At 52.5% G+C, this 24,248-nt stretch carries 19 protein-coding genes; 11 read left to right on the top strand and 8 right to left on the bottom strand.

Translation table 11 applies throughout. The annotated features are described in order from the left end of the window. Nucleotides 1–3: 3 nt before the first annotated feature. Both NC979_RS20920 and NC979_RS20915 read right to left on the bottom strand, forming a co-directional pair. Nucleotides 4–1,092, bottom strand: coding sequence for an alpha/beta hydrolase (locus NC979_RS20920; protein ID WP_190521331.1), 1,089 nt, complete (start codon nt 1,090–1,092; stop codon nt 4–6). 96 nt (nt 1,093–1,188) lie between these two features. Then, nucleotides 1,189–1,692 (bottom strand): (R)-mandelonitrile lyase, encoded by a 504-nt coding sequence (locus NC979_RS20915; RefSeq protein WP_190521330.1) that lies wholly within the window; start codon nt 1,690–1,692, stop codon nt 1,189–1,191. Between the two features lie 352 nt (nt 1,693–2,044). On the opposite strand from NC979_RS20915, the gene NC979_RS20910 reads away from it, so the two are divergent. The 7 genes from NC979_RS20910 to NC979_RS20880 all read left to right on the top strand — a co-directional run bounded on the left by NC979_RS20910 (nt 2,045) and on the right by NC979_RS20880 (nt 12,108). Beyond that, on the top strand, nt 2,045–3,028 hold the full coding sequence (locus NC979_RS20910) for an AraC family transcriptional regulator (protein ID WP_190521329.1): 984 nt from the start codon (nt 2,045–2,047) through the stop codon (nt 3,026–3,028). Nucleotides 3,029–3,399: 371 nt separating this feature from the next. Beyond that, complete coding sequence (locus NC979_RS20905) at nt 3,400–6,189, top strand: hybrid sensor histidine kinase/response regulator (protein ID WP_190521328.1); 2,790 nt, start codon at nt 3,400–3,402, stop codon at nt 6,187–6,189. Next, nucleotides 6,164–8,812: a two-component system response regulator gene (locus NC979_RS20900; protein ID WP_190521327.1), complete on the top strand. Its 2,649-nt coding sequence runs from the start codon at nt 6,164–6,166 to the stop codon at nt 8,810–8,812. The genes NC979_RS20905 and NC979_RS20900 overlap by 26 nt, the downstream gene beginning before the upstream one ends. A gap of 266 nt (nt 8,813–9,078) precedes the next feature. Beyond that, nucleotides 9,079–9,321, top strand: a complete 243-nt coding sequence (nrtS, locus tag NC979_RS20895) for a nitrate/nitrite transporter NrtS (protein WP_190521326.1) — start codon at nt 9,079–9,081, stop codon at nt 9,319–9,321. A 29-nt stretch (nt 9,322–9,350) separates the two neighbouring features. Next, nucleotides 9,351–9,893: a GNAT family N-acetyltransferase gene (locus NC979_RS20890; protein ID WP_190521324.1), complete on the top strand. Its 543-nt coding sequence runs from the start codon at nt 9,351–9,353 to the stop codon at nt 9,891–9,893. 66 nt (nt 9,894–9,959) lie between these two features. Then, the gene (locus tag NC979_RS20885; RefSeq protein ID WP_190521322.1) at nt 9,960–10,568 is read left to right on the top strand and encodes a Uma2 family endonuclease; all 609 of its coding nucleotides are present in this window, start codon (nt 9,960–9,962) and stop codon (nt 10,566–10,568) included. Between the two features lie 418 nt (nt 10,569–10,986). Continuing rightward, the gene (locus tag NC979_RS20880) at nt 10,987–12,108 is read left to right on the top strand and encodes an SNIPE associated domain-containing protein (protein WP_190521320.1); all 1,122 of its coding nucleotides are present in this window, start codon (nt 10,987–10,989) and stop codon (nt 12,106–12,108) included. A 145-nt stretch (nt 12,109–12,253) separates the two neighbouring features. Here NC979_RS20880 and NC979_RS20875 read toward each other — a convergent pair whose 3' ends face one another. From NC979_RS20875 to NC979_RS20860, 4 genes are all read right to left on the bottom strand, one after another. Further along, nucleotides 12,254–14,308 (bottom strand): SUMF1/EgtB/PvdO family nonheme iron enzyme, encoded by a 2,055-nt coding sequence (locus tag NC979_RS20875; RefSeq protein ID WP_190521318.1) that lies wholly within the window; start codon nt 14,306–14,308, stop codon nt 12,254–12,256. Nucleotides 14,309–14,310: 2 nt separating this feature from the next. Beyond that, the gene (locus NC979_RS20870; protein ID WP_190521308.1) at nt 14,311–14,682 is read right to left on the bottom strand and encodes a Pepco domain-containing protein; all 372 of its coding nucleotides are present in this window, start codon (nt 14,680–14,682) and stop codon (nt 14,311–14,313) included. A gap of 227 nt (nt 14,683–14,909) precedes the next feature. Next, nucleotides 14,910–15,494 (bottom strand): Uma2 family endonuclease, encoded by a 585-nt coding sequence (locus NC979_RS20865; RefSeq protein WP_190521306.1) that lies wholly within the window; start codon nt 15,492–15,494, stop codon nt 14,910–14,912. 133 nt (nt 15,495–15,627) lie between these two features. Then, nucleotides 15,628–15,912: a hypothetical protein gene (locus NC979_RS20860; protein ID WP_190521304.1), complete on the bottom strand. Its 285-nt coding sequence runs from the start codon at nt 15,910–15,912 to the stop codon at nt 15,628–15,630. Between the two features lie 963 nt (nt 15,913–16,875). Between NC979_RS20860 and NC979_RS20855 the strand changes: the two genes are divergently transcribed. The 3 genes from NC979_RS20855 to NC979_RS20845 all read left to right on the top strand — a co-directional run bounded on the left by NC979_RS20855 (nt 16,876) and on the right by NC979_RS20845 (nt 22,929). Continuing rightward, complete coding sequence (locus tag NC979_RS20855; RefSeq protein ID WP_190521302.1) at nt 16,876–17,235, top strand: hypothetical protein; 360 nt, start codon at nt 16,876–16,878, stop codon at nt 17,233–17,235. Between the two features lie 343 nt (nt 17,236–17,578). After that, nucleotides 17,579–19,984: an alpha/beta hydrolase family protein gene (locus NC979_RS20850; RefSeq protein ID WP_190521300.1), complete on the top strand. Its 2,406-nt coding sequence runs from the start codon at nt 17,579–17,581 to the stop codon at nt 19,982–19,984. Nucleotides 19,985–20,376: 392 nt separating this feature from the next. Next, a complete protein-coding gene (locus NC979_RS20845) occupies nt 20,377–22,929 on the top strand; it encodes a glycogen/starch/alpha-glucan phosphorylase (RefSeq protein WP_190521298.1) in 2,553 nt (850 codons plus the stop codon). A gap of 41 nt (nt 22,930–22,970) precedes the next feature. On the opposite strand, the gene NC979_RS20840 is transcribed toward NC979_RS20845, so the two are convergent. Both NC979_RS20840 and NC979_RS20835 read right to left on the bottom strand, forming a co-directional pair. After that, nucleotides 22,971–23,438, bottom strand: a complete 468-nt coding sequence (locus NC979_RS20840; protein ID WP_190521296.1) for a PIN domain-containing protein — start codon at nt 23,436–23,438, stop codon at nt 22,971–22,973. Beyond that, nucleotides 23,422–23,685 carry a UPF0175 family protein gene (locus NC979_RS20835; protein WP_242024100.1) on the bottom strand — a complete coding sequence of 88 codons (264 nt, stop codon included), beginning with the start codon at nt 23,683–23,685 and terminating at the stop codon, nt 23,422–23,424. The genes NC979_RS20840 and NC979_RS20835 overlap by 17 nt, the downstream gene beginning before the upstream one ends. On the opposite strand from NC979_RS20835, the gene NC979_RS20830 reads away from it, so the two are divergent. Continuing rightward, the gene (locus NC979_RS20830; protein WP_190521294.1) at nt 23,669–24,205 is read left to right on the top strand and encodes an AAA family ATPase; all 537 of its coding nucleotides are present in this window, start codon (nt 23,669–23,671) and stop codon (nt 24,203–24,205) included. The two genes, NC979_RS20835 and NC979_RS20830, sit on opposite strands and share 17 nt — an antisense overlap. The last annotated feature ends 43 nt before the right edge of the window (nt 24,206–24,248 follow it).

Raw genomic sequence — 24,248 nt, 5'->3', positions numbered from 1 at the left:
GGCTTACTGACTGAGGTGCTGATTGAAAAAGGACGCAAGCCTATCGAACGGGATCAGGTTCACGCGATCGTACAAATCGACATGTCCCGCGTTTGGCACGATGTAGAGTTCCTTTGGTTCGGCGGCGCGTTGATAGGCGTCTTCGCTGAACTCTTTTGAATGGGCATTGTCGCCGGTGATGAACAGCATGGGACGAGGCGAAATCGTCTCAATGTCATTGAACGGGTAGAAGTTCAGAAACTTGACGTTACTGGTCAGGGTCGGATGGGTTGTTAGTTGCGGCGACGAGCCTTCGGGGGTGTATTCGCCCCTGGAAGTGCGGTAGAAGTCATAAAACTCACGCTCGATCGCGGTGGAGTTTTCATTCAGTTGATGCACGGTGCCGCTTGTGTATTCGGTCTCTCCACCTGTGAACTCCGCGTAGCGTTGCCCAGCCGCCGCTGCAATAACTTCCTTCCTCTGTTCGAGGGTCGCAGAATGTCTCAGCCCATCACGGTTGACGGCCCCCATGTCATACATGCTGACCGTTGCGATCGCCTTCATGCGCGGGTCAATCTTGGCGGCGCTGACGACGAAGCTACCGCTGCCGCAAATCCCCAGAACGCCAATTCGCTCTCTGTCAACGATTGGCTGGGTGCCCAGAAAATCGACTGCCGCACTGAAATCTTCAGCATAAATATCTGGTGCAACAACGTTGCGGGGCTGCCCTTCACTCTCGCCCCAGAAGGACAAATCGAGGGACAAGGTGATGAATCCCCGCTCAGCCAGCTTTTGAGCATACAGATTTGAACTCTGTTCTTTGACCGCGCCCATGGGGTGCCCAACAACAATGGCCGGATGATTAGTGTTTTGATCCAAGTCTTTAGGAATGAAGAGATTCCCAACAACCTGCATGTTGTACTGGTTTTTGAACGTAACTTTTTGCATAGTCACCTGGTCACTTTGATAGAAATTGTCTGCCCCCTCTACCACACCAGACTGCTGCACAGGTGCTTGGGGGCTCTGACCCAATACGTGTGTTTTATCGAGTGCGAATGCCGCCGTTGCGATTGCACTCATCAAGAGAGTTGGTATGAAAATGCGGTGTTTCATTGGTTCTCAATCCGTGGTTTTACTTGGTGGGTTTAGCTTCGGTTCAATGCCTTTGCGTTCAGCGAAACCCGATCAATCACGAAGCGTTACTTCACTTCATATGGGTGCTTGGTATTGCTCGTCGCTGACCTGTTCCATCCAGTCCACAGGGCTGCCGTTGAGCGCCTCCTGAATGGCAATATGAGTCATGGCTGTCGTGGCGGTAGCGCCGTGCCAGTGTTTTACGCCGGGTGGAATCCAGACGACATCACCAGGTCTAATTTCCTGAATTGGTTCGCCCCACTGCTGAACCCAGCCAATTCCATCCGTCACAATCAGGGTTTGCCCCAAAGGATGCGTGTGCCATGCGGTGCGAGCACCAGGCTCAAAGGCAACATTTGCGCCAGATGCCCGTGACGGCTCGTGTACTGGAAAAAGAGGATTAATGCTTACAGAACCCGTGAAATAGTCGGCTGAGCCTTCAGCGAAAGGCTGCGAACCGTTCCGCATGATTTCTACACTCTGTGGGCGATCGCCCGATGGAGCTTGGGCATGCCCTGCCTGCGCCAACCCTAAAGCCAATAGGGAAAATGTTATGGCAGGTATTGTGAGTCGTTTCATTGCTGTTCCTCCATATGGGTGCAACGCCCATGCAAAACTTTTCCGCAGCGGGCCGCTGCGAATTTGATGATGCTTCTCGTGCGATCGTGAGAAGCGCTTGACTAAACAAACTTGAGCTTTCTCTTGAATAGAAATCCAGACGCTTACAAGCAGCCGGAATTGCTCTTCATCGCTTTAACCACATTCTAGGCATCCTGAAAGGCAAGCCATAGGACAATCGTCTAGGATGGTTGTACAATCCTGCAAACTTGCACTAGCTTCCACCTAAGTCACGCTAGATTCTTATAGAGGCTTAGTGGCCACCCCTTTTTAGACCTCGATGGTCTAGAAGTTGATTTGAAGGGCATTAGAAATGAACGCGGCAAGAACGAGTGAAAAGTCTAATCGAGCTTTAATCAACAACCCACAGGCAAGGCGCGAGGTGGCGCGATCGCAAGCCGACCGAGAGGAACTGACTGAGCGAATTGCAGGGGCGATTGCTCACGATGGCGTGATCGAGCCGCTGAAAGGATTGTTCTTCTATCGCACCTCCTTCCCTTCAAAGTGCTTGCACAGTGTCTCAATTCCGTCCTTTTGTGTCATTGCTCAGGGCAGTAAAGAAGTGCTGTTGGGCAGCGATCGCTATCAGTACGACCCGATGCATTATTTGCTGGGGACGGTCGAACTGCCGATTGCCAGCCGAATTTTAGAAGCAACCCAGGAAAAACCGTACCTGGGGCTTCGTCTGGATCTCGACCCCACCCTGGTGGGCTCAGTCATGGTTGAGGCAGGCTATCCCTCAGCCCAGAGGGGAGTGAGTGTCAAAGCGATCGATGTCAGTCCATTAGATACAGATCTGTTAGATGCCACCGTGCGGCTCGTCAGGCTGCTCGATTCCCCAGCTGAAGCGCTTGTGCTCGTACCCCTGATTAAGCGGGAGATTATCTACCGGCTGCTGATAGGAGAGCAAGGGAAGCGGCTGCGTCAGATTGCCGTTTTGAGAGGCCACACCCACCACATTGCTAAAGCGGTCGATCGCCTGCGGAAAGACTTTAACCAGCCGCTGCGGATTGAAGACGTTGCCCGCGAGTTGGGTATGAGCGTTTCAGGCTTTCACCATCACTTCAAATCGGTCACGGCCATGAGTCCATTGCAGTTCCAAAAGCAGTTGCGGCTCCAAGAGGCCCGCCGTCTAATGCTGGGGCAAAACCTGGATGCTAGCAGTGCGGCCTACCAAGTGGGGTACGACGATGCCTCGCACTTTAACCGAGAGTATAAGCGGCTCTTTGGTAACCCTCCCCTACGCGATGTGGAGCGGCTGCGAGAAGCAGCGCGGGAGATGGCTAATTCAGTCTAACGCCAGATCGGTTAGGACAGTCTCACCCTAAGTAAAGGCTATAGGCTAGGGCGGCTCTTCATTTCTACTAAAATAGTGACCTTTTGAGCACGGTGGCTGTGGCTATATCACCTGTGTTCAAAATCACAACTTGTAAACCGGTAGCGATTGTCTCAGCCTGGCTGGGCATTTCTACGGATAACGGCATCTCTTTAATTAATTGATGCCAGCCCGGAAATCTCGGCGATCGCGCCCTTGTTTGCCCTAGGACACACGAGGCCTTTGCCGATTCAGCCAAGACTTTGCGTTGCTAGGAGGATGCTTCTACAAATTATTGCCTAAGCCGCAGCTTAGGGACAGTCCTTCTTCACGCCTTTGGAATCGGTTTAGCGATGAAAATTCCCCTTCGGTTGTTGCTGATTGTGCCGTTCATCCTCGAAATTGGAGCGGCGGTCGGGTTGACGGGATGGCTCTCGCTCCGCAACGGGCAAAAGGCGGTGAATGATGTGGTCTCGCAGCTGGAACAGGAAGTCACCAACCGCATTCAGGTGACGCTGGACGAGTATTTGACGGTGCCGCACCGCATCAATCAAATCAACGCGGATCTGTTTGAGTTAGATCTGCTGAGCTTTGAGCAGCAAGCTACATTTGAGCGCCACTTCTGGCAGCAAATGCAGGAATTTGAAGAGGCCAGCTATATCTATGTCAGCAGCGAAACCGGCGGATTTTGGACGGCGCACCGCAATGCTCAAGCTGGCCCCATCACCTACTACGTGACAGATAACCCTGGCGACGGGGTGATGGTGCATTTTGGCGTAGATGCCCAAGGCAACCGCGCCCAGCAGCTCGACGTCACCACCGACTACGACCCCCGCATTCGGGACTGGTATACCGACGCCAAAAAGGCGGGCACTGCCCGCTGGACAGAGGTCTATCAGCTGGTGCCAGAACTCACCCTGGCAATTACGGCCAATGCGCCGATTTACAACGCCGCCGGGCAGCTCGAAGGCGTGCTGGGGGTGGACCTGGTGCTAGCGGATATCGGCGACTTTTTGAGCACGCTGAAAATTGGCCAAACCGGGCAGGCGTTTTTGATCGAAAAAGACCAGTCGCTGATTGCCAGCTCGACCCAAGAGAATCCGTTTGTCAAACCCAGGGCGGATGGGCCGGAGGAGCGACTGCATGCGATCGCTAGTAATAACCCCATGATCGCCGCCACCACCCGGCATTTGCTAGATCAGTTCCAAACCCTGGAGAGCATTGAGGCCTCTCACCAGCTGGCGTTTCCCATCGATGGGCAAAAGCACTTTGTGCAGGTGACACCCATTGTGGATGAGCTGGGAATTGACTGGCTGTTGGTGGTAGTCGTCCCCGAATCGGACTTTATGGCGCAGATTCAGGCCAACACCCGCACCACAATTTTGCTGTGCTTGGTGTCGTTGGCGATCGCCACCGGGCTAGGCATCGTCACTGCCCGCTACATCGCCCGCCCCATCCAGCAGCTGAGCGATCAGTCAAAACAGGTGACTGAGGCGCTGCAAAAAAGCCACACCGCCCCGATCGAATCCCTGGCGTTGTCTACCCATCAGCTTGGCCCAGTGCAGGAAGTTGCCACCCTATCCGACTCCTTTCGGCGCATGGCCACCGAGCTGAATCAGGCCTTTGATGCCCTCCAGCACACCAACGAAGAATTAGAAGAGCGGGTGCAGCAGCGCACCCTCGATCTAGCCCAGGCTAAGGAGCAAGCCGAAACCGCCAACCACGCCAAGAGCGAATTTTTGGCCAACATGAGTCATGAACTGCGCACGCCCCTGAGCGCCATTTTGGGCTTTGTGCAGCTGATGAATCGCAACCAGGTCTCAGCCCAAACCGAAAAAGAATATTTGGAGGTGATCAACCACAGCGCCGAGCATCTGCTGGAGCTGATCAACGATGTGCTAGATCTCTCAAAGATTGAAGCGGGCAATATCACCCTTAATCTGACTAACTTTGACCTCCACGCGTTGCTCAATCGGCTGCAGGAGATGTTTTTGCCCCGCAGCCAGAGGCAGGGCCTATCGCTGCAAATTGAATGGGCTGACGAGGTGCCCCAATACGTTTGCAGCGATGAAAAGAAAGTGCGGCAAATTTTGATCAACCTGATTGGTAACGCGCTCAAGTTTACAAAAACGGGAGGCATTACGGTGACGGCCTTGGTGCTGTCTCAGTCCGATCAGGTATCCGCGCCATTTTCCCCAAATGTTCCCAATATGCCGTCCGTGTGGCTTCGTATAGAGGTTCAAGACAGCGGCATGGGCATCCCCCCCCAGCAACTGGAGGCGATTTTTGCCTCCTTCAACCAGGTCCACCCCGAGAGCGAAGGCACCGGATTAGGCCTGACCATCAGCCGCCAATTTGCCCACCTGCTGGGCGGTCAGCTAAGGGTGCGTAGCCGGCTGGGCCAAGGCAGCACCTTTACCCTAGATGTGCCGATGCAGCCCGTGCCTGCCACGGCGATTCCAGCCGAGGTGCTGCCCCAGCGGGCGATCGCCCTTGCCCCCAGCCAGCCCACCTACCGCATTTTGATCGTGGATGACCGCTGGAGCAACCGCCAGTTTTTAGTCAAACTTTTGGAGCCCTTTGGCTTTGAGCTGCGAGAAGCCGCCAACGGCCAGGAAGCCTTTGATATCTGGCGAGACTGGCAACCGCACCTAATCTGGATGGATATGCGCATGCCGGTGATGCATGGCTATGAAGCGGCCCAGCGCATCAAATCTTACATTGACGGCCAAGCCACGGTGATTGTTGCCCTCACCGCTAGCGTATTTGAAGAACAGCGGCAGGTCGTGCTGGCCTATGGCTGCGACGACTTTATCCGTAAGCCCGTTAAGGAACATGTGATTTTCGATAAGTTAACTGAGCACTTGGGTATTGTTTTTGTATACGAAGATACTCCTTTGCCCACTAATTTTCCCTCTAGCGCACCGCTACAATTCGCAGCTCTACAGGTTATGCCTGCGGACTGGCTACAACGGTTGAAGCAGGCAGCGACCATTGCCAAACCCGGCGCCATCATGGATTTAATTGGTCAAATTCCATCCCATGAGCCGGTTTTGGCGGCTGAGCTCAGGCGTATGGTTGACCAATATCAGTTAGAAGCCATTATTCATTTAGTCGATGCGGCAACCCACCATGAGTCATGAGCTGTTTGCCGATCGCATTCCCGAGATTCTAGTCGCCGATGACACCCTAGATGCGCTGCGGCTGCTGTCAAATGCCCTCTCCACCCATGGGTATGACGTTCGCAGTGTGACCAGTGGTCTGATGGCGATCGCCTCGGTGCAGGCCGCTCTGCCCGACCTGATTTTGCTCGATATCAAAATGCCCGACTTGACCGGCTATGAGGTGTGCCAGCGGCTCAAGGCTAATCACAAAACCCAAGAGATTCCGGTCATCTTCATCAGCGCCCTCGATGAAACCTTTGACAAGGTCAAGGCCTTTCAAACAGGCGGGGTAGACTACATCACCAAGCCGTTCCAAATCGAAGAAGTGCTGGCGCGGGTGCAAAACCAGCTTGCCCTGCGGTTTTCGGTCACTCAAATTCACCGGCTCAACGCCCAGCTAGAGCAGCAGGTGCAACACCGCACCGCCCAGCTGCAAGCGGTCAACCAAACGCTGACCCAAGAAGTGCTGGAGCGGCGGCAGATTGAGCACGATCTGCGGGAGAGCGAAGAGAAGTTTCGCCAAATTTCAGAAAACATTCGGGCGGTGTTTTGGCTGACGGACTTTGACAACCATATGGGGCAAGAGACCCAGACGCGCTACGTCAGCCCGGCAATAGAGAGCATTTGGAGGCAGCCCCGAGAGCTGTTTTATCAAGATCCCCAGGCCTGGACGAACAGTATTCACCCCGAGGACCGCGATCGCGTCATTGCTGCATTTCTAACCCAGGCCCACCTCGGCCAGTACGACGAGGAGTTCCGCATTGTTCGCCCCGATGGCACGATTCGCTGGATCCACGATCGCGGCTTTCCCATCCACGACGAAACCGGTGCGGTGTACCGCCTCACGGGCGTCAGCGAAGACATTACGGACCAGGTGCAGGCCGAGCTAGAGCGCGATCGCTTTTTCAACCTCTCCCTCGATCTGCTATTTATTGCCGATCGCCAGGGCCAGCTCAAGCGCCTAAACCCAGCCTGGCAATCCATAATGGGCTACCCCTGCGACCAGCTGATCGATCAGCCCTTCACTACCATCGTTCACCCCGAAGACCTGCCCCTAGCCGAACAAGTCCTGCAGCAGCTGTGGCGCGGGGAAGAAGTGAACGAAGTCGAAATGCGCTGCCGCTGTGCCAACGGCAGCTACCTCTGGATTGCTTGGAACGGCGTGCCTTTTTTGCAGGAGCACCTGATCTATGGAGCGGGGCGCGATATTTCCCAGCGCAAAGCTTCCGAGTCGCGGCTCATGCATGAAACCCTCCACGATGCCTTGACCGGGCTCGCCAATCGCCCCTGCTTTATGGAGCGCCTGCAGCTGGCGATCAAACAGCAGCGGCGGCATCAAACTAGCTGCTTTGCGGTGCTCTTTATTGACTTAGATGGCTTCAAAAGCGTCAACGATACCCTGGGACACGGGGTTGGCGATCAGCTCTTGATTCGCGTCTCGCAACTGCTGCTCGAAACTGTGCGCGAGGTCGATTCGGTGGCCCGCTTGGGGGGAGATGAGTTCACTATTTTGCTGGAAAACATTCAGCATCCCGAAGAGGTGGTTGACATTGCTGAGCGCATTCAACAAAAGCTCGGCCCTGCCCTCGCCATTGGCCACCACGACATCTTTACTAGTGCCAGCATTGGCATTGTCATCGGCGCACCAGAGTATCAGCAGGTGGCCGATATTCTTCGCGATGCCGACATTGCCATGTATCAAGCAAAGGCTAACGGCAAAGCGCGCTATGAGGTGTTTAACAGCGCTATGTATGCCGCTACCCTTCAACACGTCGAAATTGAGACGCACCTGCGCCATGCCATTCTCAACAACGAGCTTGAAATTCACTATCAGCCCATCGTCAGTCTTCAGCCTGAGCGCGGGCTAGAGGGCTTTGAAGTTTTGCTGCGGTGGCGGCATCCTCAAAAAGGGCTGGTTCCCGCCGGCGAGTTTATCCCTATCGCCGAAGAAACGGGACTAATCAATGCGATCGGGGAGTGGGCGCTGCAAGAAGCCTGTATGCAGTTCAGCCATTGGCAACAGCTCTGGCCCGATTTTGCCAAGCTATATCTGAGCGTCAATATTTCTGGCCGCCAGCTGCGCGAACCGTCTCTGCTGCAAACCCTAGATCGCATGCTAGAGGAAACTCACATTCCGGTCCGATGCCTGCGGTTTGAAATTACCGAAAGCAGCCTGATCAAAAATACGGCGATCGCAACTCAGCTATTAGAACGCATGCAGATCCGAGGCATTCAGGTCAGCCTAGATGATTTTGGCACTGGCTTTTCCTCCCTCAGCTACCTGCATCAGTTCCCCATTAACACCATCAAAATCGATCGCTCCTTTGTCAATGTGATGCTGCATGGCGAAAAAGAACGCAGCATTATTCAATCGATCGTGGCGCTGGCCAAGACCTTGGGCCTGGCCACGATCGCCGAAGGCATTGAAACCCGACAGCAGCTCGAAGCCCTTCAGTCTCTGGGATGTGAATCGGGGCAGGGCTTTTTCTTTGCCCGCCCAATGCCCCCTGCTCAACTGGAGGCGTTTTTAACCCAAACTTGCCAGCAGTGCCCGGTTCGCCATATCTGCTTTACCGATTGCCATCGGGTAGCTGCCCACTAAGGCGCTGCTGCATAGAGGTATGAAACAAAACTGCAACGTCTTTAGGGGCAAACAGACGTAAAGCCTTTGGCTTGGCTGCGCCTATGCCCTATCCACATTCATGCTCCGATTCAGCAACACCCCCGCTAATCAGCAGGTGAATCTGTTGATGACAGGCGTTTGACGGGGAAATGGGCTAAAGAAGAGTATTGGCTGCCATGTGACGGAACCTCGACCAGTCGATACGATAGAGTCTTTCACTGGAGACATGGTTCAAAAGCGAGAAAATGGAAGCAGTCTATGGCTACTTGAGGGCATTAGTAACGCCGTCTATGGCCAGCCGTGCTGTGCGAGTGGCCGTTGTGATTGGTACGCTGCTGTTTGCCATTAACCATGGGGCAGCGGTGCGGGCCGGCACTATGACCCGAGCCCGCTGGTACTCGGCTGGGCTCACGTATTTGGTTCCCTATGCCGTCAGCATTCACGGACAGTACTTGGGACGAGGGGGAAGCAAAGGCACAGGCAAGTAGGTCAGGGTGATTAGTTCTAACGTTTAACCATGGAAATACGATTTCTCAACTCTGAGGATATCGCGGCCTATCGCGATCTGCGTCTCCACGCTTTGAAGGAGTCGCCAACGGCCTTTGCCTCTAGCTATGAGCAGGAAGCGCAATTCTCGCTGGCCGATTTTGCTGCTCGACTGCGACCTAACAACGATGCGGCTGGCGGCATTTTTGGTGCTTTTAGCGATCGCACTCAACTCATAGGGATGCTCGGGTTTTCGCGCGAGCACCGCCCAAAGCGAGCCCACGTTGGCTCTCTCTGGAGCATGTATGTTTTGCCTGAGTTCCGCGGTCAAAGGGTAGGCTCAAGCCTGCTCGATCGCGCTATTGCCCATGCCCGAGGTCTAGATGGCCTGCGGCAGATCGTGCTCAGCGTCACGGCGGGCAACGTTGCGGCTAGCGCTCTCTACCAGTCGCGCGGCTTTGAGATCTTTGGGCTAGAGCGTGATTCTCTGTGTATTGACGGCACCTATTTTGATGAGGAGTATCTCGTACTACGCCTGACCCCCGATGTGGAGCCAGCATCCTTAGCGGGCTGATGATGTAAGGCAGCTCCTAATTCCCTACTATTGTTCTATGACCGCTCAGCTCTGGGAGTCTTCTCTATGACTCAGACCTCTTCGTCGCTGGTACTTGGCGTTGACGAATTTTTGACCCGCTATGGCGACAACCCTCGCTACGAACTGGCCGACGGAGAACTCATAGATATGGAACCCACTGGCTTCCACGAAACTACTGCCGGAAAAGTCGCCAGCCAGCTCAGTATTGAAATCGATCGCCAGGGCCATCCGTGGGTTATTCCTCGCACTTGTTTGCTGCGACCATTTGCTGATGTTGCCACGGCTCGCCGCCCGGATGTGGTGGTGCTCGATGAACCGGCCTTGGTACATGAGCCGCTGTGGGAACGAGAGCCTGTGATTACCTTGGGCACTTCGGTAAAGCTGGTTGTTGAGGTGGTGAGCACTAATTGGGAAACGGACTATGCCCGCAAGGTGGAAGAGTATGCCCTATTTGGCATTCCAGAATATTGGATTGTGGACTATCGAGGTTTGGGTGGGCGGGTGTTTATTGGTAGCCCTAAGCAGCCTACGTTTACGGTATGTCGGTTAGTTGGCGAAGACTATCAACAACAGCAGTATCGGCTGGGTGAAGCGATTGATTCGCCACTGTTGCCTCAGCTAACGCTACGGCTGAATGATGTTATGCCGCGCTAGGCTGGTTAGTATTGGTAATCAGAGGGTGGCATTATTTGTTCAGACCCTAAATTCAATTTTGAGGAGCGTACCAAAGTTTCAGAAGCAAACATCAGCAATCAATCGAATGACATTTGCACAATTCAAGGCCTGATAGCATTTTCAATTTTGCCTTAGGAATTGTAGAGTTATTGTTCACTCAACTTCACACCCGCCTCTTGAAGAATCTTTATTCAATGTTGAATATAAACGTGTTTGACCTATCCTAAGACCACTTTTCTGAGTCCACAAATATTTTACACTTAATAAAATTGACTGAATTCAACCAACTTTAAAACTTCAGCAAATGCTACCTAACGCTTTCCTTTTTCTTGTATTAACTGCTTTGTGTTGGGCAACAGTTTGGCTGTACCAGGAAAATCAAGCTCTGTTGAAGAAGATGGGTAGATACAATACCCTTGTTTCTAAAGAAGAAAAAGAAAGAGAGTTGGATGCAAAGATAGAAAGCAAGAAGAGATATATAGAGAGTTTACATAGCAGAGAGCGACAAATGGCTCTTTATCTTGCTGATGTTGAAGAGAAAACAAAAGTTGTTGAAGAAGAAAATCATCTTCAACAACTTGGTTTTCATGAGCCTAAATATAGTTTTGTTAGATCTGAAGATTATAAGCTGAGATTTGATCAAATTACTAACGAAAGAAAAACAATGATTTTGTCGGACCAAGCAGTCTTTTGCAGAAATCCTTGGCCCTTAGGAAACGACTTAAAAAAGGGTGAAAAAGCTATCCGTAGTCATCTCAGAGTAATCCGTGAAGCGTTTGATAATATTTGCGACTCAGCAATCGACAACGCAAAGACGGGTAACGTCAACAATCTTAAGAAGAGGATATTAAGGAGCTACGAAAGTCTAAATAAACTATCAAAAAATTTGGAGTGCGAAATATCCAGAGAGTATTATGAGTTAAGAATCAAGGAGTTAGAAGTAAAATATGAAATGGAACTTAAAAAAGAAGAAGAGAGGGAGCAAAACCGCTTTATTAGGGAACAATTGAAGAAAGAGAAAAAAGAAAGAGAAGCTATTGAAAAAGCTAGAAAAGAAGAAGAGGAAGCTTTAGAGAGGCAAACAAAATATGAGCAGGAAAGAGAAGCAATAAAGGTGGAAATGGAGAAAGCAGTTGGAGTAAAGCTAAGAGAATTAGAATCAAGGAAGAGACAATATGACAATCTCATTAGTAAAGCTCAGGAAGAAAGAGAAAATGCTGTTTCCCGTTACAGGTTGATAAAATCAGGAAATATATATGTGGTTTCTAACGAAGGTTCGTTCGGTGAAGATATTTATAGGGTATTTATGACGCAAAGTGGTGAACCAGAAAAATATATCAAGACAATGAATCCTTTTGTCCCTTTTCCCTTCATTATTCATATAAGAGCATATTCTGAAGATGCAGCAGACTCCTTAGAGAAAATCCAAAACAAGTTTTACGAAAAAAGGATTAATAAAGTCAACCAAAGACGAGATTTTTTTCCAAGTTCCTTTGATCAGCATAAAAGAAGCAATTAAGCAGGTTTCTGAGGAAACTGGCTTTATTAAAAATATCGAGTTTTTTGAGCACATACCTATTGAAGATGAGTATGTTCGTTCTTTAGGAACCAACAAGACTATCTAATATACTACTGATGTTTAAGTGGTTTTAAAGAAAGGATTTCTAGGAGCTAGAGGAGCTGATTTCTCGCACAACTCTAAATCCTGTATTAGTAGACTTATGTTCAGCATCGCCTCTCTGACGGCATGCAGAGCGACATTTTATAGCTTCGTTAACCCATGAACCTCCCCGTAGAACTCTACTACCTGTGTCTCCATCTTCTTGCCATGGATTTCCATTATACGGAGCATTGTTATAGTTATCATGCCAAGAGTCTTGACACCACTCCCAAACATTTCCATGCATATCAAAAAGTCCAAACGCGTTAGCATACCGAAAATTTCTAACGTCTGTAGGATTTTCCCGAAATATGCCCTTCAAGTCTAAGTTGCAAGGATAATTTCCATCATAGTTTGCAATATTTGATGTAATAGCTTGGCCAAAATGATAAGGCGTCAAGCTACCAGCTCTGCAAGCATATTCCCACTCGGCCTTACTAGGAAGTCTATAAAGTTTTCCTGTATATTTAGATAATCTTCTGCAAAACTCATTTGCGTCTCCCCAAGAAACTTGTGTTACAGGGTGCCACATACCGCCCTTTCTTAAGGGTAGCCTTTTTAATTCTCGTTCTACTTTTGGTAGGTTTGCAATAGTCTTCCACTGTCCCTTGGTAATGGGATACTTTGCAAACAAAAAACCTTCGATTTCAACTTCGCGAACCGGCAATTCATCTTGAAAAGATTTTTCCTCAAATGCACCCATTAAGAAGCGACCTGAAGGAATGACCACCATGTCCAAATACATGCTTGAACCAATATTTTCAGTTAAGCAAAATGATTTAGACTTTTTCTCTAGTACTTTTTCGCCATAAGAATTAAGAAAAACATACTCAAATTCAAACTCTTTCAGAGCATCGTATAAGAATGGATACAACTCGGCCAGTTCCTTAGGACCAATACTACGTTCCAGTAGCTTGTTCCAAGAATGACTGAGGTTATTGTAAGAGCCAACAGTGATTGACTCTAGGGAATCTCCACTGAGCTGAGCGCTAGCGTGAAATGGTGTAGCAGGACCGAGCTCGGAGGTAACTGCGAAATTTTCTGCTATAGAGTTCTTGACTGTTGTATTTATAGCCTTAGCCGATCTTGCAACAGAATTTTCCACGTCGCAGTTTTGATTGACCCTGGGTTCATTGAAAGTTTGTTTTCTGATCTGACTACGAATTTCTGTTAGCAGATTGATTGTTTCTAGGTCTTCCCCCATGGCTAAAGCGTTTAGCCTAATGCAGATTTGTTCGGCTAGAATTAGATTCTTATCCTTAAGCCGAAAAACATCTAATTTCAACTGATTAATATCTGCTTCTCGCGCATGCTTTGGAAGCAAAATAAAATGCTGTTTCTCAATTGGATCAACACTGATACGTGGCGTTTGGGCAGGAACTTTTCCATACTGCTGACAGAGATTAGGTACTCGACGTTTTAGATAACTACTGAGCCGCTCTACTGTGGCACAGTTCTGTTCCTCAGGTAGTTGTAAAGCTTCCAAAAAGGCAAAAGTAAAAGCCCCTTGCTCTAACTCTTCAATTTCCCATGATTTTTGTGTAGGCTGGCAGGATGAGAAGGTAATCAGACCTTTTTGAATATCTCGGCCGATGCCAGTGCTATTTCGACTACCTTGACTACGGCAAGCATCGATAATCATAATTACGTTATCAGCGCCGCAGCGGCTTAGGCGTTCTTGTACATAATTAACTTCTAAGCCTATAATTTTTTCGCCACGAGAATTAGCATCCTCGGGCATCAGATAATCGCGATCTCGATGGCGTTCACCATGGCCAGCGAAGAAAAACCAGCAATTATCACCTGTATTCAAAAAAGGGCGCTCGAAGCGGTCTTCTAAAAAAGTTGTCAAGTCACCACAGCTTGGCTTGGTTCGAATAGTATGACCATCACGCAAGTTTAAAGGCGGGGAGTTGTCAGCAAAAAAACACACCTCAAAACCAGCTTTTTCGAAAAAGTCTTTTACCCGTTCAGCATCTTGTCGAGCATACCTCAGCGGTGCAAAGTTCACCGGGTTGTAGTCATTAATGCCAATAACCATTGCCCAGTTTTTAGCCATTGCTATTTATTAAAATCAAGAAGAGGTTTTTTCTTGAAATGCAGCGTCATTGCGCCGCTACCACTTACTTTTGTGCCAGATCCCAATAAGCTTAACTGCCCTTCGCCACTAACTTGCACTGATAGTTCAACTTCGTCTAGTTCCATACTGCCTAGTTCGGTAGCACGTTCTTGAGCATGTTGGATAACTCGACCCATAGTTTGAAGAAATTCTGCCATTCCCTGCTCTAGCTTTTCAGCTGAAACAGGAACACCAAACCGTCTAGCCTTTGGGTTAAGAGGTGAACTATCGTCAAAGGGATTTTGGGGAGCATTGCTATCGCGTCCGCCGGTAGGAAATGTGTCAGTAATAACGTAGATATAGTCGTCAGCCATTTGTGAAGTAAAGTTATTGGAAGAGGTGGCAATCTAAACAGGCTTAATTCGTTAACTCTCTCACTGCTGGGTTCAATATATTCGCAAACTAGGTTTCCTTGGATATTAAATGATACTTTGTCTCATTCGCAACAAATCTTGGTCTATAGGACACTGATTTTAAACCGCATGTCAATCCCACCTTAACAATCGAAACATCTCTCCCTGCTCCAGGGTAATCAAAATCTCTACCCCTCCTCCGCATTTTCAGCAAACCGCACATCTTCATAGAGCAATTCAATGGGGGCTTGCCAGTCCACACTAGCGAGGCTTAGAGTTTCTGACTCTATGTAAGTTTGTAAGTCCCAATGGCGAGACGAGATGCGGCGATAGCGATCAACACTAATGGTGTCAGCACTGATTAAAACGTATTCTTGCAGGGTAGGTATTTGGCGATAGTGGGTAAATTTGTCGCCCCGATCATAGTCGGCAGTACTCGGCGACAGCACCTCCACAATCAGACTGGGGTAGCGGATAAGTTTAATCGCATTGCGATCGCGTCTATCGCAGCTCACCATCACATCAGGGTAATGGTAAGGCCCGTTTTGAGAAACCTCCACCTTGACATCGGCCATCACTACCAGACAGCCCTCACCCCGCAGATGAGCTTTAAGCGCAGAGGCTAAATTCAGCGCAATTTGGTTATGGGGAATTGTCCCCCCCGTCATTGCAAAGACTTCCCCGTTCACATAGGCGTATTTGATGTCTTGGGTAGATTCCCATTCCAGGTACTCCTGGGGAGCCATCGGAGTGAAGTTGAGCCTTGCGATCATAGGTTTTGCCAATCCTTCGTAGGTTGAAGGGGAACAGGGTTTAGCCTTGCTCTCATTGTGGCACGGGGTTTAACCCTATCCAGAGGGCAGAAGAACCCTGGGCTTTTGCAGAACCCAGGGTTCTAATTCGTCGCTAACTCAACTGTCGGTAGCGCAGTAGGTAGCTAAACACCTCCCCCTGTTCCGGCGTGATCAAAATCCCTGAGGCGGGGATGGTAAACAGGCGGCTCCACTCTAGGCGCTCGGCATAGTTCAGCAGATGCAAGTGGTTAATGGCCCCCTGTACGCCGTCGCTTGAGCCAATCACCAGATGGCGCAAGCGCTCGCGCCCCGGCTGAGCAGCCGGATTTGATAGCAGCAGCGGACTGGTCGCCTCCCGGTTCTGGGACGACGACACCAAATATGGCAAACACAACATAATCGGGTTCCTTGCCGATGAAACAACGGGGAAGAAACCCAAAAACTTGGCCGCCCCAGACATGTGCAGTTCAGGACGGCCAGGTAAAATCTCCTTAGCCTCCGAGACAGCTAGTACCTGTCAACGGGGTTAGCCGCTGGTTGGTGTTGGTAGCACCTTCCAGTGGCGTTAGACCAAATTTTTGGGAAACGCAGACTGCACTCACACAGCCTTAGCTCAGTAAAGTACTCTATTCAGATCTCTAAATCAAGTCAAAATCGCTACAGAGCCTAGAACGCCGGCTCAGTATTTGCTGCCCCTTCGTTCCGTAGGGGTGATCATTGAGTCAGCACGTTAGACACCTTCCCCTGCGCTGGTGCGATCGCCTATTGCAGCACTTCACCGCTTGATTGTCAGAGCTGCATCCTTTAGTGTGAGGCCGCAATGCTTTAGTGCAGCGGCGCAACATTCGATTGTCAGACTGCAATGCTTTAATGCAATCGCGCAACATTCGATTGTCAAGCGGCAACATCTTAAGTTGCGGCGCGCCAATGCTGCTGCGATCGCACAACATCTTAAGTTGTCAATACACAATGCTTCTGTCATAGAGCAACTTCGAATAGTCGCTCGCTGCACGCTTACCTGCTCAATGCACAATGCTTCTGTCATAGCAGCGAATCGCTCATTCCCGCGCTGCATCACCATGGTTGTGCCAAAACTCGCTTCGACCTGCGGCAACATTCATCCAGGCTTTATCAAAACCGCTGGTGTTGGGTCAAAATCTTTCAAATTGAGGCGGCGATCGGCTTGTTACACCGGGCAATCTTGGCAATAGACGAGACAACGCCTCGCCCCAACCGTGTCTTCCGTCGCCTGCCCTGACCTTCGTCGCTCCCCCAAACCTCCGTCACCATTCCTGAACTCTCCTCAGGCAGGCTATTTGATCGTGCCCGTATATAAACCATTAACCCAAGGTGTATTACCATGCCCGTTGTCAACATCACCCGTCGGCTGCCTGTTAAAACCATCAGCAACGACATTGACTCCCTCAATGGCCTCGGCACCGTCGCCGGCTATCTCCCCGTCCGCACCGATGCGTCGCCTGAAGCCCTCAAAGCTAATTTCAACACCATGCTGGCCATGCAGCAAAAAGAAACCGAGCTGCAAGCCATGGTCAAAGCCGCCAGCGATGCGGCCCGCCAAGCCGAATGGGAGTTTCACAACTCAATTCTGGGCATGAAAGAAGCCGTGCGGGCTCAGTTTGGCCCCGACAGCAACGCCACCCAGGCCATTGGCTACAAGAAGAAGTCAGAACGCAAGCGCCCTCGCCACCGCAGCGCCTAATTCGCCAGCGTTTTGTAATTCGTTTCCCCCTGATGTCTAGCCCGTGGGTTCTCCCCCACGGGCTTTTTTTGATGGGTAGTTTCTCAGCCGCCCTCCCTCACCCCCTGCCCCTCTCCCCCTCCCCCAGCCCCTCTCCCTAAGGGAGAGGGGAGCCAGACACACTCAAAGTCCCTCTCCCTGAGGGAGAGGGATTTAGGGAGAGGGGCTAGGGGAAAGGAGCTGAGAGAGGGGATTTAGAAAGAGGAACTTTAGAGCCAAGAAACAGAGACGCCGCGTATGCCATGCTTGGCTTATCCCGAACTCAGGTTGGGCTAACAGTCTTGGATTAATAACGGCAGCACTTATGACAGCAGCAAGCGTAGGGGCATTGGATGACCAGTTGAAGTCGGCAACAGGGTGGCAGACTCCCCCAAAAGACGTGCTAAAGGTGCTCCACGCTCCGCAACTCCCCTACGTGTGGACGGCACCAGGGGGAGCGCATTTGCTCCTTGCCGATCCGGTGCTCTACCCCCCCTTGGCCGAACTAGCCGCGCCTATGCACAAGCTGGCCGGCATCCGGCTCAACCCCCTGCTCAACGATCACCATGGCCGCCATGGGGGAACCTGCCCTCGCTTAGTGCAAGTCGAGAATGGAGCCACAACCCGGCTCGACCTGCCCGAGGAGACCGAGATTTTTGCGGTGAAATGGACGGCAGATGGCCAGCGCTTTGCGCTCACCGTCAGGCATAGCGATCGCATTGGGCTATGGGTCGGCTCGGTGGCAGGCGACGTAGTCGAGATCGAAGGGCTAGCGCTCAACCCACTGCTGGGCAGCGCCGTGAGCTGGCTACCCGACCAGAATCGCCTGCTGGTTCGCCGCATTCCGGCGCGGGGGCCTGCGCCTGAACCGTCAGCCATCCCAGCAGGGCCAGAGATCATGGAAGGGGCAGGGGCCTCATCGCGATCGACCTACGAGGCCCGCAACCTGTTAGAGACAGCCCATGACGATGCCCTCTTCGAGTATTACGCCACCTCCGAGCTGGCGATCGTTGATCCGGCCACTGGCCAGGTAGAAGTCATTAGTGCCCCGGCTCTTTACACCAAGGCTAAGTTCTCACCGTCTGGTGAATATCTCCTCGTCAAGCGTTTGGTTGGTCCCTGGTCTCACGAGGTAGCCTGGTGGCGCTTCGCCAACGAGATCGAAGTGTGGAATAACCAGGGCGAGTTTGCCGCCCCGATCGCATCTCTGCCCGTAGCCGACGCAGTCCCGGCTCACGGTGTGCCCATTGGCCCGCGCTCTGTGGCCTGGCGTTCCACTGCGCCGCATACGCTCTTTTGGGTTGAGGCGCTTGATGGTGGCAACCCCGTGGCTGAAGTGCCCCACCGTGATCGCCTCATGCGTCTAGAGGCCCCCTTCACAGCGGAGCCCGAAGTCATTTTCAAAGCCGAGCACCGCATTCAGCCCCAGCGCTGTGGTTGGGGGGCAGACGGCGGCACGCTTATGCTCACCCAGCGCGAGCGCATTCGCCGCTGGCGCTACGTCTGGCTGCTGGATGTGGACAACGGCACATCGCGCCTGTGGTTCGATTTAGACGAGGACGATCGCTACGGCAGTCCGGGCTTCCCGATGTTTCGCACGTTGCCCAACGGTCGCCAGGTGCTGCGCCAGCAGCGAGATGCTGTCTACTTCAGCGGCAGCGGTGCCACCGACGAGGGCGATCGCCCGTTCCTCGACCTGCGCCACTTGGTTACCGGGGAGACTGAGCGCCTGTTCCGCTGCGCGCCCGATCGTTACGAGTACGTGGTGGCCTTTGCCGGCGGCAAAGATCGCGTCGTGTTGCGCTCTGAGTCAGCTGTAGATGTGCCCAACTATCATCTGGCCACCTTTAGCCAGCCCATCGAGGCGGCTGAGGGCGAAGCCACTCGCGCCCTAACACGCCAACCAATCACGCAGTTTGAAGACCCCACCCCTCAGTTGCGCGCGATCGAAAAACGCATTGTGCGCTACGAGCGCAACGACGGCGTTCCGCTCAGCTTTCACCTATATCTGCCCCCCGGATACCAGGAGGGCACACCGCTACCCACGGTGCTCTACGCCTATCCCATGGAATACTCTGGGGCAGCTACCGCCGGACAGGTTAGCGGCTCGACCCAGCGCTTCATGCGCCTATACGGAGCCTCCCACCTCTACTTCCTGCTCCAGGGATACGCCGTACTCGACCAAACCGCCATGCCGATCCTCGGCGATCCGGAGACCGCCTACGACACCTTTATTCCTCAATTAGTGGCTGATGCGGAAGCTGCCGTAGCGAAGGCCGTCAAAATCGGCGTGGCCGATCCCGAACGCATCGGCGTTATCGGCCACAGCCACGGCGGGCTGATGGTGGCGGACCTCTTGGCGCATACCGATCTGTTTCGAGCCGGCATCGCCCGCAGCGGCTCTTACAACAAAACAAACCAGCCCTTTGGCTTCCAAGCCGAGCGTCGCCCCCTCTTCGAAGCAAGGGATGTTTACGTTCAGCTCTCACCGACCTTCTTCGCTGACCAAATCAACGATCCGGTTCTACTCATCCACGGTAACGACGACTCTAACCCTGGTACCCCACCGTTCCAGTCCCAAGTCTTCTACGAAGCCGTGCGCGGTGCGGGAGGCACTACCCGGCTGGTGCTGCTTCCCTTCGAAGACCACGGCTATCGAGCCAGAGAGAGTGTAGAGCACGTGCTCTGGGAGCAGTTTCGGTGGTTCGACCAGTATGTGAGGGGGAGCTGAGACGGCCAAGAGGATGTTTGAAAAGTCCTATTTCTTGCAGCGAAAGTGGAGATCCCCTCAATACCCCTTAAGAAGTGGGACTTTTATCCCCCTTTTTAGGGGGGCAAGGGGAATCAGCCGGTGACTAAAGCTACGGCGACTCACGTTTCAAACGCCCTCAAAGTCAACGCTCGCTACGGCAGGAAAACTACGGGCTGGGACAGCCCAAAACGCTGAACCTTCAAATCTGTCGAGCGTTTTTTGCGTTTCGCTCTTCTATACTTCTTTCTTTTGCGATAGATTTCGCCATTCTTTAACTAAGGTTAAATCGTGCCTTAGGCCACACTGTGCGATCGCCTAATTTCCTTTGATCAATAGAGTCACTCACTGCCCTGAGCCAGGATCGATCACCTATGGATACTCCTTCCCCCGTAGACGTTGCTGTATCCACCGCCCTAGCCAAAGAGCGCACCGCTACCGATATCGAGAGCATTAAACGGGCGTTTCTCAACAATCTGTTTTATGTGCAGGGCAAGCCGGTGTCGCTGGCCACCCAGCACGATTACTACATGGCCCTAGCGTATTCGGTGCGCGATCGCATGCTGCACCGCTGGAATGGCACCGCCGAGAGCTATACCCAGCACCGCACCCGCACGGTCTGCTACCTGTCGGCAGAGTTTTTGATGGGGCCGCACCTGGGCAACAACCTGATCAACATGGGCATCTACGAGCCGGCCAGGCAGGCTATGGAAGAGCTGGGCCTCGACTTTAACAAGCTGCTGGCCCAGGAGGAGGAGCCGGGTTTGGGAAATGGCGGCCTGGGACGGCTGGCGGCATGCTACCTCGATTCTTTAGCGTCGCTGGAGGTGCCCTCGGTGGGCTACGGCATTCGTTATGAGTTCGGCATTTTTGAGCAAGACCTGCGCGACGGCTGGCAGGTAGAGCGCACCGACAAGTGGCTGCGTTACGGCAACCCCTGGGAGGTGGTGCGGCCCGAATGGTCGGTAGAGGTCAAGTTGGGCGGCTATACCGAAACTTACACCGACGACAAAGAGCGCTACCGGGTGCGCTGGGTGCCCGATCGCGAAGTGTTGGGGGTGCCCTACGACACGCCAATTTTGGGCTACCAGGTCAACACCGCCAACACCCTGCGCCTGTGGAAAGCCGAGGCGATCGAATCCTTTGACTTTGCGGTGTTTAACCAGGGCAACTACTACGGCGCGGTCGAGCAAAAAGTTGCCTCAGAAAACATCTCGAAGGTGCTCTACCCCAACGACGAAAAAACTGCCGGCAAGCAGCTGCGCCTCGAGCAGCAGTTTTTCTTTGTCTCCTGCTCCCTGCAAGACATGTTTCGCATTTTGAAAGGGCAGGGCATGGCCGTGGAGCAGTTCCACGAAAAGTTTGCCATTCAGCTCAATGACACGCACCCGGCGATCGCAGCCCCCGAACTGATGCGTCTGCTGCTCGATGAGTACGGCCTAGATTGGACTCTGGCCTGGGAGATCACCCAGAAGACCCTGGCCTACACCAACCACACCCTGCTACCTGAAGCGCTAGAAAAGTGGCCCGTCAGCCTATTTGGCCAGCTGCTGCCCCGCCATTTGCAGATTATCTACGAGATCAACAACCGTTTTCTTGACCTAGTGCGGATGAAATTTCCTAAGGATGCGGAGCGGCTGGCCCGCATGTCGCTGATTGACGAATCTGGGGAGCGCTATGTGCGCATGGCCAACCTGGCCTGCGTCAGCAGCCACACCATCAACGGTGTTGCCGCCCTCCACAGCGAGCTGCTCAAAGAAACCGTGCTGCGCGACTTCTACGAACTCTTCCCCGAAAAGTTCTGCAACAAAACCAACGGCGTCACCCCCCGCCGCTGGATGGTGCTCAGCAACCCGCGCTTGAGTACCTTGATCACGAGCCGAATTGGCGATCGCTGGATCAAGCACCTCGATGAACTCAAGGCGATCGAACCCCTGGCCGACGACGCCGGTTTCCGAGCCGAGTGGCGGGCAATTAAGCAGGCCGTCAAGCGCGATCTGGCTAGCCGCATCCACAGTCAGCACGGCATTTTAGTCGACCCCGCCTCACTGTTTGATGTGCAGGTGAAACGCATTCATGAGTACAAGCGCCAGCACCTCAACGTGCTGCACATCGTTACCCTCTACAGCCAGCTAAAGCAGAACCCTAATCTGGAGATCACGCCGCGTACGTTTCTATTTAGCGGTAAGGCAGCCCCTGGCTATCACATGGCCAAGCTAATGATCAAACTGATCACCGCCGTGGGCGACATGGTCAACAAAGACCCCGACCTGCGCAACCAGATCAAAGTAATCTTCTTACCCAACTACAACGTCACCAACAGTCAGCGCATTTACCCGGCCTCAGATCTTTCTGAACAGATTTCTACTGCGGGCTTTGAGGCCTCGGGCACCGGCAACATGAAGTTTGCCATGAATGGAGCGCTCACCATCGGCACTCTCGACGGGGCCAATGTGGAAATTCGCGACGCCGTCGGCGCTGAGAACTTCTTTCTCTTTGGTCTCACCGCCCCCGAAGTGGTGACCCTTAAGGCCGAAGGCTACGATCCCTACAGCTATTACCACCGTCACCCCATGCTCAAGGATGCGATCGACCTGATTGCCTCCGGCCACTTTTCCCACGGCGATGGCGATCTATTCAAGCCCCTGCTCGACAAGCTGCTGTACCACGATCCGTTCATGCTGCTGGCTGACTACCAGGCCTACATTGACTGCCAAGAGACGGTGGGCCGCGCCTACAGCGATGCCGACAGCTGGACACGCATGGCGATTCTCAACTCGGTGCGGATGGGGGCTTTTTCAAGCGATCGCTCCATCGCCGAATACTGCAGCGACATCTGGAAAGTCACCCCCTTCCCCGTCGGCCTAGTCGACTATGGAGAAATCGGCGGTGAATCCGATGGCAAGCTCACCTGCAAGCTGAGTTAGGTCTAACGGCCATCCTACGACTCACCGCTTTCCTTCAGGAGTTAGGCCCGCAGCGCTGGTGCCACCCAAAAATTAGCCTCTTGTTGTAAGCGGTCTATTACAGCTTTGAGGGAAGGTATGCTTCCCTCAAAGCGCCCTCTGAGCAGGACGCCTAAAATTCCTGTAACGCCTAGCTCTAATGCTCTAGCCGCTCGTCGAACCTCTTTCTTGTCGAGTAAAATTGTGTCGGCAGCTAGTTCAACAGCTAGGGCAATGGCTTCAGATTCACCTTGGTGCAGGTCTTGTCTTAGGAGGCTAACCAATGCGCTATCTTTCAAAGTTTGGGGGATCAGCCAACCATCCTTAATGGCAGTTTGTAGAGCACCAGAACGGCGTAGATTATCGTTAATCTTTAGCTCTGAGAGAACGGCTGGGGGAATGTGGATTTGCCCAAATTGCTGAGGTAGTAGGAACAGATGATCAATGATTGCCAGGTTTAAGAAGGGCAAGGTGTTACTGACGACGGGCATAGTCCAGATCTTCGTCGAGTTCAGATGCTGAATAATGTTGAACGTTCTGGCGATCGCCTAAGAGTTGGCTGAATTGACGATGATCGAGGTTGGCAAGTTCGCGGGCTTTGCCAAAGGACAGCAGCTCTTGGGCATAAAGGGCAAGGGCAAGTTCTTTCAAAAGCTCTGCTTCAATGCGGCTTTCGGGCAACCGGATAGATTGAACAATGGATTCGGGAATGGATAATTGCATGGAGCGAATAGCCATCGTTGGCACTACCGGATCTGGCAAGACAACTCTAGCGCGGCGGGTGGCCCAGCGCTGCCTGATTCCCCATATTGAGCTAGATGCCTTGCAGTGGGAGCCAAACTGGACACCTGCGGAGCCTCAGGTCTTTCGCGATCGCGTCAGGTTGGCGTTGAGCGGCGATCGCTGGGTAGTAGATGGCAATTACAGCGCCGTGCGCGACATTGTTTGGAGTAGAGCCGACACGGTCGTATTTCTGGATTACCCGTTTGGGCTGGTGCTGAGGCGGCTTTTGCGGCGCACCTGGCGGCGATCGCTTCACCAAGAAGAGCTTTGGAACGGCAATCGAGAGACGTTTCGTCAATCGTTTTTCAGCCGCGATTCAATTCTGGTCTGGCTGGTGCGCACCTACTGGAAAAAGCGTAAGCAGTATCCGGTCCTGTTTCAGCAACCGGAGTATGCCCATCTGTCTACCGTGCAGCTGCGATCGCCCAAAGCAGCCGAGAAATGGCTGCTCTCCTGTAAGCAGCATCGAGTGTGAGCCGAGCCCATGCACTGCCCGGCTCACACCAAATTTGAATTGA

Source organism: Leptolyngbya subtilissima AS-A7 (assembly GCF_039962255.1).
In the GTDB taxonomy this organism is placed as follows: Bacteria; Cyanobacteriota; Cyanobacteriia; order Phormidesmidales; family Phormidesmidaceae; genus Nodosilinea.
The sequence above is the reverse complement of the archived record's forward strand: the minus strand, read 5'-3'. Positions and strand labels throughout refer to the sequence as shown.